This is a genomic window from Streptomyces sp. AJS327 (genome assembly GCF_013450295.1).
Taxonomy (GTDB): Bacteria; Actinomycetota; Actinomycetes; order Streptomycetales; family Streptomycetaceae; genus Streptomyces.
In genome coordinates this window covers 2447483-2467328 of the sequence record NZ_SKBR01000001.1, presented here as the reverse complement: position 1 = coordinate 2467328, position 19846 = coordinate 2447483, and the positions used below count along the sequence as shown (strand labels likewise).

General features: G+C 74.7%; 21 protein-coding genes. 10 read left to right on the top strand and 11 right to left on the bottom strand.

Translation table 11 applies throughout. The annotated features are described in order from the left end of the window. The first annotated feature begins 9 nt into the window (after positions 1-9). On the top strand, positions 10-912 hold the full coding sequence (locus tag E0L36_RS09865) for an aminoglycoside phosphotransferase family protein (RefSeq protein WP_180928435.1): 903 nt from the start codon (positions 10-12) through the stop codon (positions 910-912). Positions 913-976: 64 nt separating this feature from the next. Here E0L36_RS09865 and E0L36_RS09860 read toward each other — a convergent pair whose 3' ends face one another. Then, positions 977-2110, bottom strand: a complete 1134-nt coding sequence (locus E0L36_RS09860) for a MalY/PatB family protein (protein ID WP_180928434.1) — start codon at positions 2108-2110, stop codon at positions 977-979. Positions 2111-2511: 401 nt separating this feature from the next. Next, a complete protein-coding gene (locus E0L36_RS09855) occupies positions 2512-3855 on the bottom strand; it encodes a condensation domain-containing protein (protein ID WP_258015943.1) in 1344 nt (447 codons plus the stop codon). 769 nt (positions 3856-4624) lie between these two features. Here E0L36_RS09855 and E0L36_RS09850 point away from each other — a divergent pair. Genes E0L36_RS09850 through E0L36_RS09840 form a run of 3 tightly spaced genes read left to right on the top strand, consistent with a single transcriptional unit; the run spans position 4625 to position 8220 of the window. Continuing rightward, positions 4625-5929: an aspartate aminotransferase family protein gene (locus E0L36_RS09850; protein WP_180928433.1), complete on the top strand. Its 1305-nt coding sequence runs from the start codon at positions 4625-4627 to the stop codon at positions 5927-5929. A 1-nt stretch (position 5930) separates the two neighbouring features. After that, positions 5931-7298 carry a thymidine phosphorylase gene (locus E0L36_RS09845; RefSeq protein WP_180928432.1) on the top strand — a complete coding sequence of 456 codons (1368 nt, stop codon included), beginning with the start codon at positions 5931-5933 and terminating at the stop codon, positions 7296-7298. A gap of 31 nt (positions 7299-7329) precedes the next feature. Next, on the top strand, positions 7330-8220 hold the full coding sequence (locus E0L36_RS09840; RefSeq protein ID WP_180928431.1) for a TauD/TfdA family dioxygenase: 891 nt from the start codon (positions 7330-7332) through the stop codon (positions 8218-8220). 118 nt (positions 8221-8338) lie between these two features. On the opposite strand, the gene E0L36_RS09835 is transcribed toward E0L36_RS09840, so the two are convergent. Continuing rightward, positions 8339-9145: an inositol monophosphatase family protein gene (locus tag E0L36_RS09835; RefSeq protein WP_219636144.1), complete on the bottom strand. Its 807-nt coding sequence runs from the start codon at positions 9143-9145 to the stop codon at positions 8339-8341. A 177-nt stretch (positions 9146-9322) separates the two neighbouring features. Between E0L36_RS09835 and E0L36_RS09830 the strand changes: the two genes are divergently transcribed. Together E0L36_RS09830 and E0L36_RS09825 are read left to right on the top strand one after the other, a co-directional pair. Continuing rightward, positions 9323-10072, top strand: coding sequence for a VWA domain-containing protein (locus tag E0L36_RS09830; RefSeq protein WP_180928430.1), 750 nt, complete (start codon positions 9323-9325; stop codon positions 10070-10072). Between the two features lie 177 nt (positions 10073-10249). Beyond that, on the top strand, positions 10250-11080 hold the full coding sequence (locus E0L36_RS09825) for a M55 family metallopeptidase (RefSeq protein WP_180928707.1): 831 nt from the start codon (positions 10250-10252) through the stop codon (positions 11078-11080). A gap of 33 nt (positions 11081-11113) precedes the next feature. Here the strand turns inward: E0L36_RS09825 and E0L36_RS09820 are convergent, their stop codons facing one another. The 4 genes from E0L36_RS09820 to E0L36_RS09805 all read right to left on the bottom strand — a co-directional run bounded on the left by E0L36_RS09820 (position 11114) and on the right by E0L36_RS09805 (position 14302). After that, entirely contained in the window at positions 11114-12016 is a 903-nt protein-coding gene (locus E0L36_RS09820) for an aminoglycoside phosphotransferase family protein (protein WP_180928429.1), read from the bottom strand. A 105-nt stretch (positions 12017-12121) separates the two neighbouring features. Further along, entirely contained in the window at positions 12122-12778 is a 657-nt protein-coding gene (locus E0L36_RS09815) for a PaaI family thioesterase (protein WP_180928428.1), read from the bottom strand. A gap of 161 nt (positions 12779-12939) precedes the next feature. Beyond that, on the bottom strand, positions 12940-13746 hold the full coding sequence (locus E0L36_RS09810; RefSeq protein ID WP_180928427.1) for an SGNH/GDSL hydrolase family protein: 807 nt from the start codon (positions 13744-13746) through the stop codon (positions 12940-12942). Next, entirely contained in the window at positions 13736-14302 is a 567-nt protein-coding gene (locus E0L36_RS09805; RefSeq protein ID WP_180928426.1) for a PadR family transcriptional regulator, read from the bottom strand. The genes E0L36_RS09810 and E0L36_RS09805 overlap by 11 nt, the downstream gene beginning before the upstream one ends. Positions 14303-14385: 83 nt before the next feature. Between E0L36_RS09805 and E0L36_RS09800 the strand changes: the two genes are divergently transcribed. Then, entirely contained in the window at positions 14386-14856 is a 471-nt protein-coding gene (locus E0L36_RS09800; RefSeq protein ID WP_180928425.1) for a nuclear transport factor 2 family protein, read from the top strand. A gap of 63 nt (positions 14857-14919) precedes the next feature. Here the strand turns inward: E0L36_RS09800 and E0L36_RS09795 are convergent, their stop codons facing one another. After that, positions 14920-15390 (bottom strand): VOC family protein, encoded by a 471-nt coding sequence (locus E0L36_RS09795; protein ID WP_180928424.1) that lies wholly within the window; start codon positions 15388-15390, stop codon positions 14920-14922. 277 nt (positions 15391-15667) lie between these two features. Between E0L36_RS09795 and E0L36_RS09790 the strand changes: the two genes are divergently transcribed. Next, positions 15668-15907 (top strand): hypothetical protein, encoded by a 240-nt coding sequence (locus E0L36_RS09790; protein WP_180928423.1) that lies wholly within the window; start codon positions 15668-15670, stop codon positions 15905-15907. A gap of 318 nt (positions 15908-16225) precedes the next feature. Here E0L36_RS09790 and E0L36_RS09785 read toward each other — a convergent pair whose 3' ends face one another. Beyond that, complete coding sequence (locus tag E0L36_RS09785; protein WP_180928422.1) at positions 16226-16606, bottom strand: RNA-binding S4 domain-containing protein; 381 nt, start codon at positions 16604-16606, stop codon at positions 16226-16228. Between the two features lie 218 nt (positions 16607-16824). On the opposite strand from E0L36_RS09785, the gene E0L36_RS09780 reads away from it, so the two are divergent. Further along, entirely contained in the window at positions 16825-17034 is a 210-nt protein-coding gene (locus tag E0L36_RS09780; RefSeq protein WP_180928421.1) for a hypothetical protein, read from the top strand. A gap of 81 nt (positions 17035-17115) precedes the next feature. On the opposite strand, the gene E0L36_RS09775 is transcribed toward E0L36_RS09780, so the two are convergent. Beyond that, positions 17116-18348, bottom strand: a complete 1233-nt coding sequence (locus E0L36_RS09775; RefSeq protein ID WP_180928420.1) for an acyl-CoA dehydrogenase family protein — start codon at positions 18346-18348, stop codon at positions 17116-17118. A 171-nt stretch (positions 18349-18519) separates the two neighbouring features. Between E0L36_RS09775 and E0L36_RS09770 the strand changes: the two genes are divergently transcribed. Next, entirely contained in the window at positions 18520-19161 is a 642-nt protein-coding gene (locus E0L36_RS09770) for a TetR family transcriptional regulator (RefSeq protein ID WP_180928419.1), read from the top strand. 93 nt (positions 19162-19254) lie between these two features. On the opposite strand, the gene def is transcribed toward E0L36_RS09770, so the two are convergent. Continuing rightward, complete coding sequence (def, locus tag E0L36_RS09765) at positions 19255-19806, bottom strand: peptide deformylase (RefSeq protein WP_180928418.1); 552 nt, start codon at positions 19804-19806, stop codon at positions 19255-19257. Between the last annotated feature and the right edge of the window lie 40 nt (positions 19807-19846).

Below are 19846 nucleotides of genomic sequence, written 5' to 3'. Positions count from 1 at the left end.
CGGCCGAGAGTGCCCGATGAGCTGCGGATCGAGCCTGGCGCGGACCACGTGCGCCAACTGCTGGCGGCCCAGACGCCACAGTGGGCGGGCCTCCCGCTGGAGCGGGTCGCCTCGGCTGGCGTGAACAACACCATCTACCGGCTCGGCGCGGACCTCGCGGTGCGGCTGCCGCAGACGGCATGGGCCGCGGACCACATCCGCAAGGAGCGGCGCTGGCTGCCACGGCACGCGCCCCGGCTGCCGCTGGAGGTCCCCGAACCGGTCCACCACGGCGCCCCGGGCGAGGGGTTTCCCTGGCCCTGGCTGGTGTGCCGATGGCTGGAGGGCGAGAACGCGGTTGCGGCCCCGGTGGCGGACGAGCCCGCCGTGGGGCGGGCGCTGGCCGGGTTCGTCGGGGCGCTGCGGGCGCTGCCGACCGCCGGCGGGCCCCGCGCCGGGCCGCACAGCGGAATGCGGGGCACGCCGCTTCCGGTCCGCGACGGGGTGGTGCGGGAGGCGCTCGCCCGGCTCGACGGCGTCCTCGACGTGACGGCGGCCACCGCGCTGTGGGAGTCGGCCCTCCGGGTGCCTCCGTGGCGGCGGGCGCCGGTGTGGGTGCACAGCGACATCCATCCGGGCAACGTCCTGGTACGCGGCGGGCTGCCGAGCGCGGTCATCGACTGGGAACTGCTCAGCGTCGGCGATCCGGCGCTCGACGTCATGGCGGCCTGGACGTTCCTGTCGCCGGTGGGGCGGGCGGAGTTCCGGACCTCACTGCCGGTGGACGAGCACACCTGGGCCCGGGCCCGTGGCTGGGCCCTGTGCGTCGGCGCGCTGGCCACGGCCCACTACCGGGAGCGCAACCCGGTGCTGGCCGGGTTCAGTCGGCGGGCGGCGGAGGAGGCCGTCGCGGACTTCACCCACGGCCGCTGACCATCCCGTCATCCGGGCCGCACCGCCGGACGGCGGGGCCCGGATGACGCGACGGGCCCCGCGCTCAGCCGACCGCGCGGGCCATCCGGGCCACCGCCTCGCGGATCCGCTCCGGGGAGGTGCCGAGGTTGAACCGGACGAAGCCACGTCCCGGCTCGCCGAACAACGGGCCCGGGCTCAGGGCGACATGGCCCCGGTCCAGGAACACGGCCGCCGGGTCGTCACCGAGTCCCAGCTCCTGGCAGTCCAGCCAGGCCAGGTACGTCGCGTCCGGCGGCTGGTACCCGATCCGCGGCAGCTCCCGGTCCAGCTCGACGGCGAGCAGCTTCCGGTTCTCGTCCAGCGCGGCCAGCAGCCCGTCCAGCCAGGGTTCGCCCTCGCTGAACGCCGCGGCGCCGGCGATCACCCCGAGGATGCCGACCGACACCCACAGTTCGGGGGGCAGCCGGCGCAGGTCGGCGACCGCTTCCGGCCCGGCGACCAGCAGCGCGGCCTTCAGCCCGGCCAGGTTCCACGCCTTCGACGCGGACACCGCGACGAACGCCCGGCCGGCCGCCTCGGCGTCGAGCGTGGCGAACGGCACGTGCACGACCCCCGGATAAGTGACCGGGGCGTGGATCTCGTCCACCACCAGCCGGACCCCGTACCGGTCGGCCAACTCGGCGATGGTGTGGAGGGTTTCGAGGTCGGCGACGGTGCCGGTCGGGTTGTGCGGGTTGCAGAGCAGGTAGGCCCGGGCCCCGCCCGCGAAGGCCCGCTCCAGCCCAGCCAGGTCGATCCGGCCGTTCGCCATCGGGTTCCCGACGACGCGGCGGCCGATCGCGGGCAGGTGGCTGAGGAAGGCCGGGTACGCCGGGGTGTCCAGCACCACCCCGTCACCGACCCCGGTGACCAGCTGGATCGCCTCGCTGATGGCCTGGAGCACATCGGGCACCTGGACCATGTGGGCGGCGTCGGGCCGCCATCCGTACCGGCGCGCGGCGAACCCGGCGAACGCGTCGGCCAGGTCCGCGTGGTACGCGTAGCCGGTGTCGCCGCGGTCCAGGGCGGCGACCAGCGCGGCCCGGATCGGTGGGGCGAGCGGGGTGTCGGTCTCGGCCACCCACATCGGCAGTACGTCCGGCGGGTACTCCCGCCATTTCATACTGCGCCGGGCGGCTAACTCCGCGGCGGAGTACACCTGCAAGGGGTTCGCCATACTGACATCCGATCACGTGGAGAGGACTGGGCGGTCAACGAACCGTGTGACGCGTGATCCTGGGGCGGCCGACCGGATCACTCCGGCCCTCGCGCGAGAACCCGGTATTCATCGTTCCGGCGTTCCGCTCCCAACCGTTCGGCAGGGATCATTCCGGGGCTGGCGCGGGTTTCCGGCCGCCGTCCGCCCGAAATCCGGACAGCGTCGTGAGTGCTCCGTACACCGAACTCCCTACTCCCGCGTGGTGGAACCTCCTGTTCTCCCCGCCACCCGCGGTATCCCCTCCCGGCCTCTCCGGATATTCCGGGGACCGGGAGGCGGTTCCGCGTTTTCGGGTCACCGGCGATGGGAGCTGACGGGGGCGGGGCGTCGGTCGCGTCACGGCGGGGCGGGAGGCGTCCTCATTCCGGCCCCTTGCCGACGCAGGTCCGCGCGAAGTCCCGGGTGATCTCCTCGACGAACTCACGGGTGTACATGCCCCGCGCGCACGTCGCGTTGACGACCGCCGGGCCGTCGCCGTACAGGAAGAGGGCCAGGGCCAGGCCCGGTTGGTGGTAGTCCTGGCGGAAGGGGGGCGGGGACTCGCGGGTGAGCGGCAGTCCGTCGAGTCGCGGAGCGGGGTCGTAGACGGCCGTGTTGACGTACCCGTAGCCCGCCGGGTAGCGGTCGTAGGCCTCCGGATGCCGGGCCCGGACGTACTCCTCGTGGCTGAACAGGCTGTGGTCCAGGGCGTCCAGGACCCGCGTGCGCACCGTCGGCGCCAGCGAGGGGACGGTGTCCCCGGCGGTCACCGGCAGCCGCAGCATCATGCGGTTCGAGAAGTACCCCACCAGCCTCTCCGTGCCGGGCCACACCCGCCGGGACGTGGCGAAGAGGAAGCGCACGTCGCCGGAGTGGCCGTGGGCGCGGAGGGTCACCGCGGTCGCGGCGAACGCGAGCATGGTGGTCGAGATCCGCAACCGCCGTGCGTAGCGCCGCAGTTGGGCCGTCTCCTCGGCGGAGAGCGGCACGTCGTGGGAGACGATGGGCGCGAAGGGGTCGAACCGCCCCAGCTCGGGGAGGTCCAGTCCGGGGTAGGCGCCGAGCCCCTCGTTGCGCTCGTCCCACCAGGCGAGCGCCTCGGCCGCGGCGTCGGTCGCGAACCAGGCGCGCTCGTCGTGGGCGAAGCGCGTGGCGTCGGTGACCAATTCGTCGAAGGCGGAGGCCGGCCGGCCGGCCAGCCCGTCGTACACCTCGGTGAGGTCGTCGAACAGGGCCATCGCACCCGCGTGGTCGAGGATGCTCTGCTCGACGGACACCCCGAACAGGTCGTCCTCCGGGCGGTGCAGCACGGCGGCGCGGAGCAGCGGCCGTTCGTACGGCGAGAACTCCCGTTGCAGCCAGGCGTACGCCTCGGCCTGGGCGGACGCCGGATCGGAGCCGGCGGTCATCTCGCGCAGTGGCCAGCTCGCCTCCCCGGGAGGCAGGCAGCCGACGGTGTCGGCCGGGGCGTCCGGGAGGAAGTGGAGCCGCAGGCCGCTGTGGCGCCGGGCGACCAGGCGCAGGGCCCGCTCCAGGCGCGGCACGTCGAGGCGGCCCGGGAAGGAGTAGGCCCAGACGTACGGGTTCTTCCACCAGCGGTCGGGGCCGCGCAGCAGCGCGAGGCGCTTGGTCTGGGTGGTGACCGCGGGGATCGGCCGCCCGTCCGCTCCGGGCTCGGGGCTCTCCATGTTCTCCGGGCTCTCCGGCCGGGGCAGGGCGTCCATACGCAACTCCTCGGGCTGAGGCATCGGCAACGGGACGGCGCCACTCCTCGGATGACCGCGGACCCCGGCCAGTCCGGGCCGGGGCCGGGCTCGCGTTCGGGACCCGGGCGTTCCGGGCGGGGGCGAGCGGGGACGGTCACCTCCTCCGCGACGCGCTGGCGACGAGATCGGGGGACGCCGAACTCCTCGCTCCGCTCCGGTTTTTGGGAGGAATCCGTGAACGCCACCATACGAGCTTCCCGGAGATCCCCGGAACCCGTCCTCACGAAAACCCGTACGCCGCGCGGGCAATTGACACGAACGTCCGCTCTTCCAGTTCCCTAACCACTCCCGCCCTGGCGGCATTTCCGCTGCACAACGGCTTCCGGCACCACTCCCGTCACGATCTCCCCTAAGCTTTCCGGCAGTACGCGCCCCGTTCCCTGCCGTTTCCGGCAACGCGATGAGCGTCGGCCGGGAATGTGTCTCCGACCGTGACCAGGTGAACTGCGAAGGTCACGGGGAACTCGCTTTTCGCGCCACTCTCCGACGGTGGGATCGGCGGAAGTCGGCGGCGGCAGGGGCCTTTGCAGAGGGGTCGGCTCCGACCTACGATCACCACTACGGCGCAATCGGGGGCTCTGAATGCATAACTCGCCCTGACGCGGGGCGCACTGACGCGCGGAGCCGAAAGAGATCACGCCGCGGACGGTTCTGGAAGCAGCGCGGCGCCCGGAACGACGTACGCCGCCTCCACGACACATCCCACCCGCACCCTCAGGACGGACAGATGGCGATCCAGCACACCGCGCGCGGCGCCGAGCGGGCCCAGCGCCGCGACGAGCAGTACGTCTGGCATCCGTGGTCCCCGATCGACGCGGCGGGCCAGCGGGTCATGGCCGACCGCGCGCGCGGCCACCGCCTGTGGGATGCCGACGGCACCGAGTACCTCGACGCCTCCTCGCTCAACTCCACGTGTGGCTACGCGCATCCGGCGATCGTGGAAGCGGCCGCGCGGCAGCTCGGGCGGCTCCACGGTGTGGACCTCTCCGCGCAGAGCCACGAACCGTCCGGGCTGCTCGCGGAGCGCCTGGCCGGGCACTTACCCGGCGGGCTGTCCCGCACCCTGTTCACGAACAGCGGGAGCGAGGGGGTCGAGGCGGCCTGCCTCATCGCGGCCTCCCACTGGGCCCATCGCGGGCGGCCCCGTACGCGTGTGGTGACCTTCGCGCGCGGCTACCACGGATCCACCACCCTCGCCCGCAGCCTGTCCGGGCTGCCCCCCACCTCCCACGCCTTCCGTGATCCGCTCCGGGTGACGCCGGTGGACCTGCCCGCCGACCACCGGGCGCTGCGGGCGCCGGAGTTCGCGCCGCGCCTGCTCGCCGACTTCGCCACGGCCGTCGGCGGCGACCCGTCCGACCCGCCGATGGCGGTCGTCGTCGAACCACTCCTCAACGTGGGCGGGGGCGCGGTCCTCCCCCCGGGATTCCTGCGCGGGCTGCGGGAGCTGTGCGACACCCACGGAACGCTGCTGGTCATCGACGAGGTGTTCACCGGCGTCGGGCGGACGGGGCGGATGTTCGGCTTCGAGCACGACGGCGTCGAGCCGGACGTCGTCGTCAGCAGCAAGGGGCTGAGCGGCGGCTACGCCCCGCTCGCGGCCGTCTCCGTCCAGCAGCGCGTCTACCGGACCTTCTCCGAGGACCCCGTCCTCGGCGGGCTCCGGTACGGGCACACCACCAGCGGCCACGCCGTGTCCTGCGCCGTCGGGCTCGCCACCCTCGACGTCGTCGAGCGGGAGGGTCTGGTCGAGAACTCCCGCGCGATGGGGGCACGGCTCCTGGACGGCCTCGCCCCGCTCGCGGGCGCCTCCGGGGTGGTGGACGTGCGGGGGCTGGGCCTGGTGGCGGTCCTCGAACTGGCCTCGCCGGAGGCGGCCGCCGCCCTGGCCGGGTCGGCCCGGCACCACCGCCTGCTGGTGCGCCAGCAGGGCACCGCGGTGATGGCGGTACCACCGCTGACGATCGACACCGACGCTGTGGACGAGGTGGTGGCCCGCCTCTCCGCGGCGGCCCGCGAGGGGGGCGGCTGACGTGCCCGCCGCCGCGACGACCGGCGCCCCGGAGCCGGACGGCGGGGCCTCGGCGCGGATCCTCGACGCCGTCGCGCGCAAGCGGGACGGGCTGCCGCTGTCCGCGGCCGACATCCACACCACGGTCAGCGACTACGTCAACGGCCGGGTGGCCGACTACCAGATGGCGGCCTGGCTCGCGACCGTGGCGTGCGCGGGGCTGGACGCGGACGAGACACGGGCGCTGACCACCTCCTACGTCGCGGGCGGGGAGCGGCTGGACCTGGAGCGGATCGGCGGCACGGTGCTGGACAAGCACAGCACCGGCGGCGTCGGGGACAAGCTCAGCCTGGTCGTGGTCCCGCTCGTGGCGGCCTGTGGGGTCACGGTGGTCAAGATGAGCGGGCGCGGGCTGGGGCACGCGGGCGGGACCGTCGACAAGCTGGAGTCCGTGCCGGGGCTACGGCTGGATCTGGCCCCGGACGCGATCTACCGGACGGCGCGGAGGGCCGGGATGGCGATCGTGAGCCAGAGCGCGTCGCTCGCCCCCGGGGACGAGGCGACCTACGCCCTGCGGGACGCCACCGGCACGGTGGAGAGCGTCCCGCTGATCGCCGCCAGCATCATCGGCAAGAAGGTCGCGGTCGGCGCCCACGGCCTCGTACTGGACGTGAAGACCGGATCCGGGGCGCTGATCCCCGACCGGGGCAGGGCCACGGAGCTGGCGGAGGCGATGCTCGGGCTCGCCACCGGGTTCGGGCTCTCCTGCCGCGCCGTGCTCAGTGACATGAGTCAGCCGCTCGGCCACGCGGTGGGGAACGCGCTGGAGCTGAGGGAGGTACTGGCCGTGCTCCGGGGCGAGTGGGTGCCCGGCGTCTCGGAAGCCTGCGCCACGCTGGCCCGGCTGATGCTCCAGAGCGCCGACCCCGCGCTGTGCGGCCGGGCGGCCGACGCCCGTGTGGCGCGGGCGCTGGCCGGTGGTGACGCCTACGACCGCCTCCTGACCTGGGTCGCCGCCCAGGGCGGGGACCCACGGGTGCTGGAGCGGCCCGCGCTCCTGCCGGCGGCGCGGAAGGTCACGCCCGTCACGGCCGACCGGAGCGGCTGGGTGACGGCCGTCGATCCGCGAGCCGTCGGCATGGCGGCGGTCCACGTGCGGGCTGGCCGTCTCTCCCACCACGCGCCGCTCGACCACGGCGCGGGCGTCCGAGTCGTCCGCCGGGTCGGGGACCGCGTCGAGGCGGGCGAGCCACTGGCCGAGCTGCACGCGGACGGTGGCGCGACGGAACGGGCGGCGCGCCTGCTCGCCGGGGCCTTCACCGTCGGCGGGGAGCGCCCCGCGCCACCACCCGTGATCCACCGGGTGTTCGCCCCACCGCAAGGCCAGTAGAACCGCCGAGCCCTCAGGGGGAGAAGCGACGATGCCCGCGTCCGTCAGTCCGCACGAACTGGTCACCGCGGCCGGGAGGTCCACCACGACCTTCGCGACGATCCCGGATCGCCCGGTGACCGTCCGCGACCCCGCGGGCCTCGACCGTCCCACCGCGGCCGAGATCGTCCGGCGCTACGAGCGGAACGGCTTCTGCGTCGTCGGCCTGTCCCCGGACCCGCCCGCGCCCGAGGCGCTGATCGCGCTCGCCGCCTCGCTCCGGCTCGGCGCGCCGTTCACCCCACCCCTCTACACCATGGGCGGGCACGCGGCGCCGCCCGTCTCCCGCATCTCCGCCGCCCGCAACGCGGACACCCCCGACGCCGACCACCCGTCGTTCGGCCGCACCGACCGGCAGCGGCTGCACAGCGACGGAACCCTCCAGGACATCGGGGTCGTCAAGGCGTCGGTGCTGGTCTGCGAGACCCCGGCGGCGGAGGGGGGAGACACGATCCTCTTCAACACCGCGGCGGCGTTCGCCGAGTTGGTCGCCTCCGACGAGGCGGCCGCCCTCGCGCTCGCCACCCCGGGCACCCTGGTGCGCCGGGCCAACATCAACGGATGCACCGACGCCAACCACGGCCCCGCGGTCTCCGTGCGGGACGGGGCGCTGGTCTGCCGGTACAGCGTGACCGCCACGGACTTCTGGGCCGCACCGCCCGGGGTCGACGAGGACGCGCTGCGCCGCGGGATCGACTTCCTGGCCGGTGCCGCGAGGCCCGGCTCGCCGCACTTCGCCCTGCTCGGCCTGGCGGCCGGGGAGGCCATCGTCCTCGACAACACCCGTGTCGCGCACGGCCGTACGGCCTACCTGGACTCCGGGCTCCGGCGCCGCTGCCTGTACCGCGGGCTGTACCTGCGCCATCCGCGCCCCGGCGGGTGACCCCGGCCCGCCCCGGACGGCCCGGCCCCGCGACGTCCGGGAGGCACGGGGTGGTTCGGGAGGTCTGGGAGGTTCGGGAGGTCCGGTCCGGGACGGGGGTCCGGGGCGTCGAGACCGTCTACGGGGCGCCGGCGGGGGTCTCCAGCAGCGCGCGGAGTTCGCGGTGCGCCGCCGCCCCGGCTGCGAGGATCCCGCCGCCCAGGGCGGAGGTGACGCCTCCGGCCTCCCGCACGATCAGTGCTCCGGCCGCCCAGTCCCAGCGCTCCAGTTCGTCCTCGTAGTAGCCGTCGAAGCGGCCCGCCGCCGTCCAGCACAGGTCCAGCGCGGAGCTGCCGGTGCTCCGGATGTCCCGGGCCGCCGGAAGGATCCGGGACACGGCCCGGGCCTGCCGCGCGCGGGAGTCGGCCCGGTAGGAGAACTCCGTGGCGACGAGCGCGCGAGGCAGCGGCACCGGGTCGCTGACCCGCAGCCGGTCTCCGCCCCGGAACGCCCCCGCGCCGCGGGCCGCCGAGAACGTCTCGCGGCGGACGGGGTCGTGCACCACTCCGACGACGGGGGTCCAGTCCCGGCCACGGCGCTCCTCCACCGCGACGCTCACCGCGAAGTGGGAGATGCCGTACAGGTAGTTCACGCTGCCGTCGAGGGCGTCAACGACCCATCGCAGCCCGCTCGCCGAGGGCCGTTCGGGCGCCTCCTCGGACAGCACGCCGTCCTCCGGCCGCTCGGCGGAGAGCAGCGCGGCGATCCGCGCGTCGCTGTCCCGGTCGGCCCGCGTCACCGGATCGGTGGGCGAGGACTTCCACTCCACGGCGCCGGAACGGCCAGCGGGCCCGGTGACGCTCCGGCCCCCCGCGTGGGCAGCGCGCAGGGCGAGGTCCCACAGCTCCCGCATCTCGTCGGGCCGGTCGACGGCGGTGGACTCCACACCCTCCCCCTCACCTCAACAAGCCACTTCCCAGGGGCAGTTACCCCACACTCTCCGCGCCGAACCGGAGCGGCCCGGGGCGCCCCCGCCGGTGTGGGGACCCCGTGACCGGCCGCCTAGACTCGTCCCGTCCGGGGGCGGGCGCGGGGCGCGGGAGCGGTGGGAGCGGGAGGGCGGATGGGATCGGCGATCGGACTGCCCGCGCTGGAGAGCGCGGCACCGGGCCTGGTCAGCCTGTACAAACGGGCCGGGAACAGTCTGCGCGAGCACGCGCTGGAGGGTGAACGTGCCGCCGTCTACCTGGTGCTGGACCGCTCCGGGTCGATGCGCCCGTACTACCGGGACGGCACCGTGCAGCACCTCGCCGAGCGGGTGCTGGGCCTCGCGGCGCACCTGGACGACGACGGAACGGTGCCGCTGGTCTTCTTCTCCACGGACGTGGACGGCACCGCCGAGTTCGGCCTCTCCGGGTACCAGGGGCGTATCGGCCAACTCCACCGGGAGCTGGGCCACATGGGGCGGACGAACTACCACTGGGCGATGGACGCCGTCCTCGACCACTACCTGGCGAGCGAGCCCGACTCCCCCGCACTGGTGGTCTTCCAGACCGACGGCGGCCCCACCAGCAAGTTCGCCGCCGAACGCTTCCTGTGCCGGGCGGCGGGACTGCCGTTGTTCTGGCAGTTCGTCGGCTTCGGCGACCCCGGCGACACCGAGTTCGCCTTCCTGCGTAAGCTCGACGAACTCGCCGTTCCGGGCAGGCGGATCGTGGACAACGCCGGTTTCTTCCCCGCCGGGGCCGATCCCCGCCGGATGAGCGACGCGGAGCTGTACGACCGGCTCCTCGCGGAGTTCCCGCGCTGGCTGTCGGCCGCCCGGGAGCTGGGCATCCGTCCCGCTCGCTCCACGTCCGGTCAGGCCCGCTGAACTCCCCGCAGTATCCCGGCCGTTGACGGATCCGGCGCGGCCTCCGGGGCACCGCCGGGAACGGCCCGGGGCACCCGGGACGTTGTGCGGGGGATGGCCGAAACCGGTGGGAGCGGTCGGCGGAACCGGCGGAGGACGGCGTGCGTCCCTCCGACGATCACGGTGGAGGGCAAACGAGTGCGGATCTACATCAGCGCGGACATGGAGGGCGTCACCGGCCTGGTGGACGCCGCGGACGTCCAGCCGGGCGGCCGGGACTACGAGCGCGGACGGCTGATGATGGCCGAGGACGTCAACGCGGCGGTACGCGGCGCCCTGGCAGCCGGGGCGACCGAGATCGTGGTGAACGACGCGCACGGCCCGATGCGCAACCTGCTGCCGGAGCACCTCCATCCGGCGGCCCGGCTGCTGCGTGGCAGGCCCAAGCCGATGGGCATGCTCGAAGGGCTCGCGCCCGAACACGACGCCATGGTGTGCGTCGGCTACCACTCCCGCGCGGGCACCCTCGGCCTGCTGAGCCACAGCTTCATGGGACACGAGATCGAGGACATCTGGCTGGGCGGCCGCCCGGTGGGCGAGATAGGGCTCGCCCAGGCCACCGCGGCGGCCCTCGGGGTGCCGCTGGCCGCGCTCACCGGCGACGACCACGCCTGCGCGGAGACCATGGCCTGGGACGACGGCGTCACCACCGTCGCGGTGAAGTACGCCCACGACCGTTTCGCGGCGGAGCTGCGGCCACCGGAGGAGGCGCGGCGGAAGATCGAGGAGGCGGTGGGCGCCGCCCTCTCCGCGCCCGCCCGGACCTGCTCGCCGGTGCCCAGCCCGTCGGCGCTCACCGTCCGCTGGCAGTCCGCCTCGGTCGCGGCGATGCTGCTGGGGATACCGCAGGTCACCTCGCTGGACAGCCGGACGGTGCGGGCCGAGGGCGATCTCCCCGCGCTGTACCGGCTCTTCGGCGTCTGGATGCGGGTGGCCGCGTCCCTGACCAACCAGCCGCCGTACTGCTGAGTCCCGCGCGTAGCGGGGCCGGGCCGCCCGGGTTCACCGCTCGCTGAGCACCGCCCGGATCACGTGCCGGGCGTTGTGCGCCATGGCCCGGTTCGTCGTCCGGTAGTGCGGAAGCGCGATCAGCGCCTGCGAGAGCGTGCGCCCGCGGCCCCGTCGCCAGGACGCGTCGTCCGTTCCGAGTTCCCGGTGGAAGACCTCCCGCGCCCCGGCGGGCAGCAGGTTCCACGCCGGAAAGAGGTCGCAGGCCGGATCCCCGAGGCCGGCGCAGCCGAAGTCGATCACCGAGGCCAGCCCGCCGCCGTCCACGAGCAGGTTGCCGGGCATCAGATCGCCGTGCACCCAGACCGGCGGGCCGTCCCACCCCGGGGCCCGGAGGGCGTCCTCCCAGACGGCGAGCGCGGCGTCCCCGTCCACGCCCTCCTCCGGGATCTCCCGCAGCCGCCCGATCGCCCACCGGGTCTCCGCGTCTAACTCCGTGAGCGGGCCGCCGCGATGGGCCTTCGGCCCGTCCGGCAGGGCGACGTTCCGCATCGCGGTGACGAACGCCGCCAGCTCCCGGGCCAGGGCCACGGGTTCACGCACACGGTCCTCGGACGGGTTGCCGCCCGGCAGCCAGCGGTACACCGACCACGGCCACGGGTACCCCTCGGCGGGCTCCCCCTCCCCCAGCACCTCGGGGACGGGGGTGGGCAGCAGCGGCGCGAGACGGGGCAGCCACCAGCGCTCCCGCGCCAGGTCGTCGGCTCCCCCCTCCGCCAGCGGCAGCCGTACGACCATCTCCTGGCCCAGCCGGAACATGGCGTTGACCGTGCCGCCGGACGGGAACCGCTCCACCGGCAGCCCCGCCCACCGGGGGAACCGCCCGGCGAGCAGACGGCGGACGAGCGCGCCGTCCACGGGGTGGGCGGGCGCGGAGGGGACCGGAGTCGCGTTCATGGGCCGCATTCGACCGCCGGGCTCCCCCGCCGTCAAACGCTTTACCCCGCCGACGGCGGGCGCGCGGAGCCGCCGCGCCCACCGCGCGGCACGGCGGGGAGGCGGTCAGCGGGGGCGCGGCAGCCGGTGGGCGACGAAGAGGCCGGTGGCACTGACACAGACCCGGCCGTCCGCGGAGAGCGTCCCCTCCGCCTGGATCCGCCGCCCCGCGACGGACAGCCGCCGCGCCTCCAGGGTCAGGGGGGCGAAGAGGGGGGTGGGTCTGCGGTACCGCAGCGTCAGCTGACCGGTCACCGCGGGCTCGCCCGCCCGGCGGCTGGCGGCACCGAGGGTGTGGTCGAGCAGGAGCGCCGAGATCCCGCCGTGCACACAGCCGGGTGGTCCCTGGTAGGGCAGCCCGAGCGTGGTGACCGCCGTGACGGAGCCGTCGTCCCGCCGGGTGAGGGTCAGCGGCGGTGCCAGCGGGTTCCGCCGCGCGGCGACCGGATCGTGCCGCACGGCGCCGTCGTCGGCCCACATCTCGGCAAGCCGGGCCTCGGTGGCCGGGGCGTGCGCGTCGAGACGGTCGGCGAGGCCGTGCAGGGTGGCCGCGACGTCGCGCAGTTCGGCGCCCGGCCGGTCCCCGGCGTGCAGCAGCGCGGCCACCACCCGGCGGGCGGCGGCCGCCGCCTCCTCGACGTCGGTGGGCTCGGCGCCGTAGCCCTCCCCGGCGCCGGTTCCGGTGGCCACGGGCTCCGGCCCCGCCGCGAGTTCCTCTTCCATCCGTCCCTCTCCTCGGGCGAGTTCGGCTCTCACCCCCGCACGCACCCGCTCTCGCCGGACGCGGGGCCGGGCGCCGGGGAGCGCCACACTCCGCGAGCGCGGACCCGGCCCGACGGGGCGGACGGACCGCCCCGTACCCGGGCGTCATCCGGTCCCACCGCTCAGCCGGGTTCGGGGACCGGCGGCAGCTCGCCTATCGGCAGCAGTTCGGGTCGCTTGGCGGTCCGGCCGTCGCCCGAGGAACGCCCCCGCAGCCGGCGGCCGACCCAGGGGCCGAGGAACGCCGCGGCCCAGCGCGCCTCCCCGGCCACCGCGCGCAGCCCGGTGGGGGCGGGCGTCACGGGCGGGGGCAGCGGGCGGGTCCAGGAGTCGTCGCAGCACGGCAGCCCGAGGGCGTGCCCCATCGCGGCGGCGATCCGCTGGTGGCCGAAGGGGCTGGCGTGCAGCCGGTCCGGCTCCCAGAGGCGCGGGTCGGAGACGACCGCGTGTGGTTCGGTCTCCGCGCACGCGATCCCGTGCCGCGCGCTCAGCTCCCGGATACGCGCGTTCAGGGCGAGGACCCGGGAGCTGACCGGCCGGGCGAGGGGGATGAGCCGGGTGATGTCCGGGAAGGTGAGGGTCGCCACCCGGGCGCCCTGGGCGGTGAGCGCGACGCACATCGCCTCCAGTTCCCCGGCGACCTCGTCGACGTCGCAGCGGGGCCGCAGCAGGTCGTTCACCCCGGCGACGACGGTGGCGAGGTCCGGCCGCAGGGCGAGCGCGGACGGCAGTTGCTCGGCCCGGACCTGTCCGGCCAGCCGGCCGCGCACCGCCAGGTTGGCGTACCGCGCCTCGGGGTTGTGGCGTACCAGCCGCCCGGCGAGCCGGTCGGCCCAGCCGCGGGGGGTGCCTGTGGCGTCCTCGTCGCCCACGCCCTCGGTCTGGCTGTCCCCCAGTGCCACGTAGCGCAGGTATCCGTCAGCGCGCACCGGCCGCCTCCCGTTCACGCAGCACCGCCGCGCTCCGTTCGCACCACGCGCGGTGGTGCTGTTCGAAGGCGAGGCCGCGCAGGCAGGTCAGGTACGGGCCGACGCGCTCGCCGTGGCGCAGGAACTCCTCCTCGTCGCGCTCCCCGCGCAGGGTGCGCAGCACCTTTCCGAACAGCTCGATCCGGGCCTCCGCGTGGGCGGCGCGCTCGGTGAGCCGCTCGGCCAGCTCCCCCGTGTCGACGTGGTCGGCCGCCTGCACCTTGACGAGCAGGTCGTCGCGGATCACCGAGGGGCGGCTGGCGGTGGCCGCGAAGGCCCCCAGCTCGGCCAGCCCGGCCTCGGTGACCCGGAACAGCCGCTTGTTCGGGCGGCTCTCCTGCACCACCTCGCGGCCGGAGACCAGACCCGCCCGCTCCAGCCGCGTCAGTTCGCTGTACACCTGCTGGGGCGCGGCGGACCAGAAGTTGGCCACGCCCAGGTCGAACGACTTCGCCAGGTGATACCCGCTCAGTTCCCCGTCCAGCAGTGCCGCCAGCACGGCGTGCCGTAGCGCCATCGAACCGCCTCCCCCACCTCGCCGGAGATTCCGCGCCGCCGGAGCCGTTGCCCGGCGGGATCCCCCTCACCATACTCATGACGATGAATACTCATGACGATGAGGGTCACCTTCGGGTGGAGGATCCGGCCGCGCGGTTCCGCGCGGCGATCGAGCGCCGTGAACTCGCGGCGCTGGAGGAGCTGTTCACCGAGGACATCCGCTTCCACAGCCCGGTGACCTTCGCCCCCTTCGAGGGCAGGCCGATGGTGCTGGGCCTGTTCGGCGTGCTGCTGCGCACCTTCGAGGACTTCCGCTACGTCGGCGACTTCGAGGGCACGGCGCGCACCGGCTCCGACGGCGACGAGACCCCCTCCGCGGTCCTGATCTTCCGGGCCACCGTACGGGGCAGGGAGATCCACGGCATGGACCTCCTCCACTTCGACCAGCGGGGCCGGATCCGCGAGTTCACCGTGATGGTCCGCCCCCGCTCCGCGGTGGAGGTCCTGGGCCAGGCGGTGCTGGACGGGCTCACCGCCGACGGCCTCGTCCCGGCCCGGCCCGCCACCCCGTGAACCCGCCCGGCGCCGGGCCCCGCCCCCTTCCGCGACGGCGCCGGCCACGCGGGGCGCCCGCGGTCAGCCCGCGTGGGCGTCCCGCAGCGCCTGGACGTCGATCTTCCGCATGCGCAGCATGGCGGCCATGACGCGCTCGACCGCCGCCTGGTCCGGGTCCCGCAGCAGTTCGGTCAGCACACGGGGGACGATCTGCCAGGAGAGTCCGTACCCGTCCTTCAGCCAGCCGCACGGCGCCTCCTCTCCGCCCTCGGTCAGCGCCGCCCACAGCCGGTCCACCTCCGCCTGGTCCTCGCAGTCCACGTAGAGCGACATGGACTCGTTGAAGGAGAACAGCGGACCGCCGTTCAGCGCGATGAACCGCTGGCCCGCGACCTCGAAGGTCACCGTCATGACCGTGCCCGTGGGCCCGGGCGCGGTCTCCGGGTAGTGGGTGACCTCCAGCACCCGCGCGTCCTCGAACAGCGAGGTGTAGAACTCGGCGGCCTCCAACGCCCGGTCGTCGAACCAGAGATGAGTGGTGATCTTCTGCATGGCGGACTCCTCACCGAGGGTGTGCGGACGTGCTCTCCTCCGGTAGACCGGGAGGGGCTCGCGTACTCATCGGCGCACGAACCATCCCGTCACCGGCTCGTCCGCCGGAACGTGCGGATACCGTCACACCCGGGCAACAACCCCGCCCCCGCGCGAGCGCTACGCTCGCGCGGGGCGTCTCCCTCCGGGAGAGCCCGCACGACGGGCGGAGGCGTCCCCGGGGACGCCTCCGCCCGGCCGCCACCGCGGCGACCAGACACCACCAGGAGAGACCACCATGAAACCCTCACACCCCTTAGCCCTCGTTCCGGTTCCGGAGGCCGTCACCCTCTTCAAGTCCCGGCAGCTCCCGCCCCGGGTGCGGAACGCCGTACTCGCCACCGCCAACGCCAAGCGGGCCTTCCAGCTGTGCCGCACCCCCTACACCTGGCAGGCCCGGGAGTACGCCATCGCCGACATCTACGCCGGGCGGAAGGTGCTGGCGACCGTTCCGTCACGGCGGCCGCTCGACTCCTGACCGCCTGACGCGGGCGCGCCGGCCGGTCCGGCGCGCCGAGAGCGGCGGGCCGGTGACGGCGCCGCGTAGCGCCGCCCGGCCCGTTCCACCCCGTCGGGGTACCGGCGGCCGCGCGTGCCCCGGCGTTGCGTGGCGACAGCGGCGCGCTCCAGCGCCCCCGCCGTCACTCCGCGACACCCCCGCGACGGACCGCCTCGGGTCCCGCCGGTCCTCCGCTGTGCGGCGCCGGAGTCCCGGGCCGCGTACGGGCGTTGGGACCCACGCTCGCGGAAGGGCGCGCCGGTGCCGTTCCCCGCTCCGGGCGGCGGGGCGGGACGGTCAGCCGCCGGAGCGCAACCGCGCGAGTTCGCGCAGCTCACGCTGGGTGGGGTGCCGGTTGGCCGCGCGTTCCCGGCCGGTGTCCGGGGCGACGGCGAGCGGCGGGGGTGGCGGCGGTGACTGGTCGACGTAGCACTCGGCGGCGATCGCGGCGCCCACCCGCTTGTGCAGCAGCCGGGTCACCACCGCGACGCGCTCCCGGCCGTCCTGGCGGACCCGGACCTCGTCCCCGCCGCGCAGCGTCTGGGCGGGCTTGGCGCGCTTGCCGTTGACCTTGACGTGCCCCGCCCGGCACGCCTTGGCGGCCAGCGCGCGCGTCTTGACGAGCCGCACCGACCAGATCCAGGTGTCGACCCGCGCCGTCTCCTCGCCTGAAGCCATGGCACGACCCTAAGCGCTGGAGGGCCCTCGCGGCCACGCTCCGCTCCCTCCCACCCCCGCCCGGTGGCCCCGGGGGCCTGGGACGTCCGCGCCGGGCGGTTTCCGCGGCGGGGAGGGAGTGGATGGCGCGGCCGGGGATACCCGGAACGGAACCTCGGCCGGGGATGGCCCGGCGCGGAGACCGGCGGCACGCGAGACGCGCTGCGAGGGAGCGAACCATGGATGCCGAACCCGAGAAGAGATCCGAACCGGCGGCGGACGGCGGCCCGACCCCGGACGCGCTGCTGCACACCGGCGCCGAGGGGGACGTCAGCGCCGAGGACCTGGTCCTGGCCTCCGGTCGCGAGCTGACCGAGGAGAACCTCCGGTGGGCGCGAGAGCGGCTGGCGACAGAGGGTCGGGCGGCCATCGAACGCGAACTGCCCTGACCCGGGGCGGCCCCGGCCCGGCGAGGGGCGGCCGCCGGAGTGCCGTCTACTCCGGCGGCCGCCCGGTTCGGGGGGCGGCGGTCAGCGGATGGGCATGCCCGACAGGCTGCGGGCGATCACCAGACGCTGGATCTCGCTGGTTCCCTCGAAGATCGAGTAGATCGCCGCGTCCCGGTGCATGCGCTCCACCGGGTACTCCCGGGTGTAGCCGTTGCCGCCGAGGATCTGCATCGCCTGCGCGGTGACGGCCTTGGCGGTCTCGCCCGCGTACAGCTTGGACATCGAGCCCTCCGCGGACTCGAAGGGGCGGCCCGCGGCGGCCATCCAGGAGGCTCGCCACACCAGGAGGCGGGCCGCGTCGACGCGGGTGCGCATGTCGGCGAGCTGGAAGGCGACGCCCTGGTTGTCGATGATCGGGCGGCCGAACTGGACCCGGGTCTTGGCGTACTCCAGCGCGACCTCGTACGCGGCGCGGGCGATGCCCACCGCCTGCGCGCCGACCGCCGGGCGGGACGCCTCGAAGGTGGCCATGGCCGCGTTCTTGACGCGCTCGCCCCCCGTCTTCGCCCGCTCCCTGGCCCGCGCCAGCCGCTCGTCCAGCTTGTCCTTGCCGCCGAGCAGGCAGTGCCCGGGCACGCGGACCTCCTCCAGGACGACCTCGGCGGTGTGCGAGGCGCGGATGCCGTGCTTCTTGAACTTCTGGCCCTGCGACAGCCCGGGGGTGTCCGGCGGGATGATGAAGGAGGCGTGCCCCTTGGAGCCCAGCTCCGGGTCGACGACGGCGACCACCACGTGGACGTTGGCGATACCGCCGTTGGTCGCCCAGGTCTTGGTGCCGTTGAGCACCCACTCGTCGGTGGCCTCGTGGTAGACGGCGCGGGTGCGCATCGCCGCGACGTCCGATCCGGCGTCGGGTTCGGAGGAGCAGAAGGCGGCCACCTTCACGTCGCTGGCGTCCCCGTACATCTGCGGGACCCAGGTGCCGATCTGCTCCTCGGTGCCGTTCGCGAGCACGCCGACCGCCGCCAGCCCGGTGCCGACGATGGACAGGGCGATCCCCGCGTCACCCCAGAACAGCTCCTCCATGGTCATCGCGATGCCGAGACCGGTGGGGTCGAAGAACTGCTGGGCGTAGAAGTCGAGCGAGTAGAGCCCGATCTTGGCGGCCTCCTGGATGATCGGCCAGGGGGTCTCCTCGCGCTCGTCCCATTCCGCCGCCGCGGGCCGGATCACGTCGGCGGCGAAACCGTGGATCCAGCTCCGGACCTCCTTCTGGTCCTCGTTGAGGTCGATCGCAAACGCGGAATCGGCCATCGCCGTCCCTCCACCGTGTCTCGCGGTTTGTTACCTTCGGTAATCGACTGCGCGCCAGTATGTTACTGGCTGGTAAGCATGTCAACCGCCCCGCTCCCCCGATCAACCCCGGCGACCGGTGTTACGTTGCGGCGGGGGCGACGTGATCGACGGGGCGGGGAGGCACTTCGAATGGGAACGCGACGAGACGCCCAGCACGATGCCACGCGGCAACGCCGCTCGGAGCTGCTGGAGGCGGCGGACCGGGTGGTCCTCAGGGACGGCCCGGGCGCCTCGATGAACGCCATCGCCGCGGAGGCGGGCATCACCAAGCCGATCCTGTACCGGCACTTCGGGGACAAGGGCGGGCTCTACCGCGCGCTCGCCGTCCGGCACACCGACGGGCTCCTCGACGCGCTCCGCGCCGCGCTGGACGCCCCCACCGACCGGCGGGAGCGGGTGGAGGCGACCCTCGACACCTACCTCGCGGCGATCGAGACCCGGCCCCAGGTCTACCGCTTCCTGATGCACCCGTCCGAGGAAGGCCCCGCGGGAGAGCGGGAGTTCGAGACCGGACAGCACACCACCCCGCTGCTCCGGCGGCTCGGCGAGGAGCTGGCCACCGTGATCGGCGAACGCGTCGACCTCGGCCCGGCCGGCGCCGAGGTGGCCCGGGTGTGGGGACACGGCGTCGTCGGCATGATGTACGCCGCCGGGGACTGGTGGCTCCGCGAACGCCCCTGCCCCCGCGAGCAGTTGGTGCGCCACCTCGCGGACCTGCTGTGGGGCGGGCTCGCGGTGGCCGGGGACCGCGACGGCGTCCCCGTCTTCTGAGGGTCCTCGGGTCCTCCGCCACCAGGCACCGCCCGGCGCGCCCGCCGGGCGCCCGGCCGCGTCCGCCGTGCCGCGCCCGCCGGGCAGCACCCGTCAGCCGGGCGGCGGCTCGGCCCAGGCGGCCCGGCGAGCGGCGCGCAGCGCCCGGCGGCGGTGGAACGGGGTGAGCCGGTCGAGATACAGCCCGCCCCCGAGATGGTCGTACTCGTGCTGGAGACAGCGGGCGAAGTAGCCGCTCCCGGCGACCCGGAGCGGGTTCCCCGCGATGTCCTCACCGGCCAGTTCGACCTCGTCGGCGCGCGGTGTCGGCGACTCCAGACCGGGCAGCGAGAGGCAGCCCTCCGGCCCGCGCACGGTGACGCCCCCGGAGGTCACCAGCCGGGGGTTGGCGAGGTGACCGCGGTGCCGCCGGTCCTCGTCGTCCGGGCAGTCGTAGACGAACAGCCGCAGCGGGACCCCGATCTGGCAGGCCGCGAGCCCCACCCCACGGGCCGCGTACATCGTGGCGTACATGTCCTCGACCAGCTGGGCGAGTTCCGGGTGACCGGGGGTGACGGGGGCGGACGGGGCGCGCAGCGCCGGGTCGCCGTGGAGCCGGATCGAACGGGGGGTTCCGGTGCCGCCCGGGATGGCGCCGCGTCGCATGGGCGGAGCCTACCCGGGGGCCGCCGGGGGGCGGGTGGCG

What these genes read in the sequence shown, in the direction of transcription:
- E0L36_RS09860 (WP_180928434.1), bottom strand. Translation starts at nt 2,110, where the DNA reads ATGGCGAACCCCTTGCAGGTGTACTCCGCCGCGGAGTTAGCCGCCCGG.
- E0L36_RS09855 (WP_258015943.1), bottom strand. Translation starts at nt 3,855, where the DNA reads ATGGACGCCCTGCCCCGGCCGGAGAGCCCGGAGAACATGGAGAGCCCC.
- E0L36_RS09850 (WP_180928433.1), top strand. Translation starts at nt 4,625, where the DNA reads ATGGCGATCCAGCACACCGCGCGCGGCGCCGAGCGGGCCCAGCGCCGC.
- E0L36_RS09840 (WP_180928431.1), top strand. Translation starts at nt 7,330, where the DNA reads ATGCCCGCGTCCGTCAGTCCGCACGAACTGGTCACCGCGGCCGGGAGG.
- E0L36_RS09830 (WP_180928430.1), top strand. Translation starts at nt 9,323, where the DNA reads ATGGGATCGGCGATCGGACTGCCCGCGCTGGAGAGCGCGGCACCGGGC.
- E0L36_RS09820 (WP_180928429.1), bottom strand. Translation starts at nt 12,016, where the DNA reads ATGAACGCGACTCCGGTCCCCTCCGCGCCCGCCCACCCCGTGGACGGC.
- E0L36_RS09815 (WP_180928428.1), bottom strand. Translation starts at nt 12,778, where the DNA reads ATGGAAGAGGAACTCGCGGCGGGGCCGGAGCCCGTGGCCACCGGAACC.
- E0L36_RS09805 (WP_180928426.1), bottom strand. Translation starts at nt 14,302, where the DNA reads ATGGCGCTACGGCACGCCGTGCTGGCGGCACTGCTGGACGGGGAACTG.
- E0L36_RS09800 (WP_180928425.1), top strand. Translation starts at nt 14,386, where the DNA reads ATGAATACTCATGACGATGAGGGTCACCTTCGGGTGGAGGATCCGGCC.
- E0L36_RS09795 (WP_180928424.1), bottom strand. Translation starts at nt 15,390, where the DNA reads ATGCAGAAGATCACCACTCATCTCTGGTTCGACGACCGGGCGTTGGAG.
- E0L36_RS09790 (WP_180928423.1), top strand. Translation starts at nt 15,668, where the DNA reads ATGAAACCCTCACACCCCTTAGCCCTCGTTCCGGTTCCGGAGGCCGTC.
- E0L36_RS09785 (WP_180928422.1), bottom strand. Translation starts at nt 16,606, where the DNA reads ATGGCTTCAGGCGAGGAGACGGCGCGGGTCGACACCTGGATCTGGTCG.
- E0L36_RS09780 (WP_180928421.1), top strand. Translation starts at nt 16,825, where the DNA reads ATGGATGCCGAACCCGAGAAGAGATCCGAACCGGCGGCGGACGGCGGC.
- E0L36_RS09775 (WP_180928420.1), bottom strand. Translation starts at nt 18,348, where the DNA reads ATGGCCGATTCCGCGTTTGCGATCGACCTCAACGAGGACCAGAAGGAG.
- E0L36_RS09770 (WP_180928419.1), top strand. Translation starts at nt 18,520, where the DNA reads ATGGGAACGCGACGAGACGCCCAGCACGATGCCACGCGGCAACGCCGC.
- def (WP_180928418.1), bottom strand. Translation starts at nt 19,806, where the DNA reads ATGCGACGCGGCGCCATCCCGGGCGGCACCGGAACCCCCCGTTCGATC.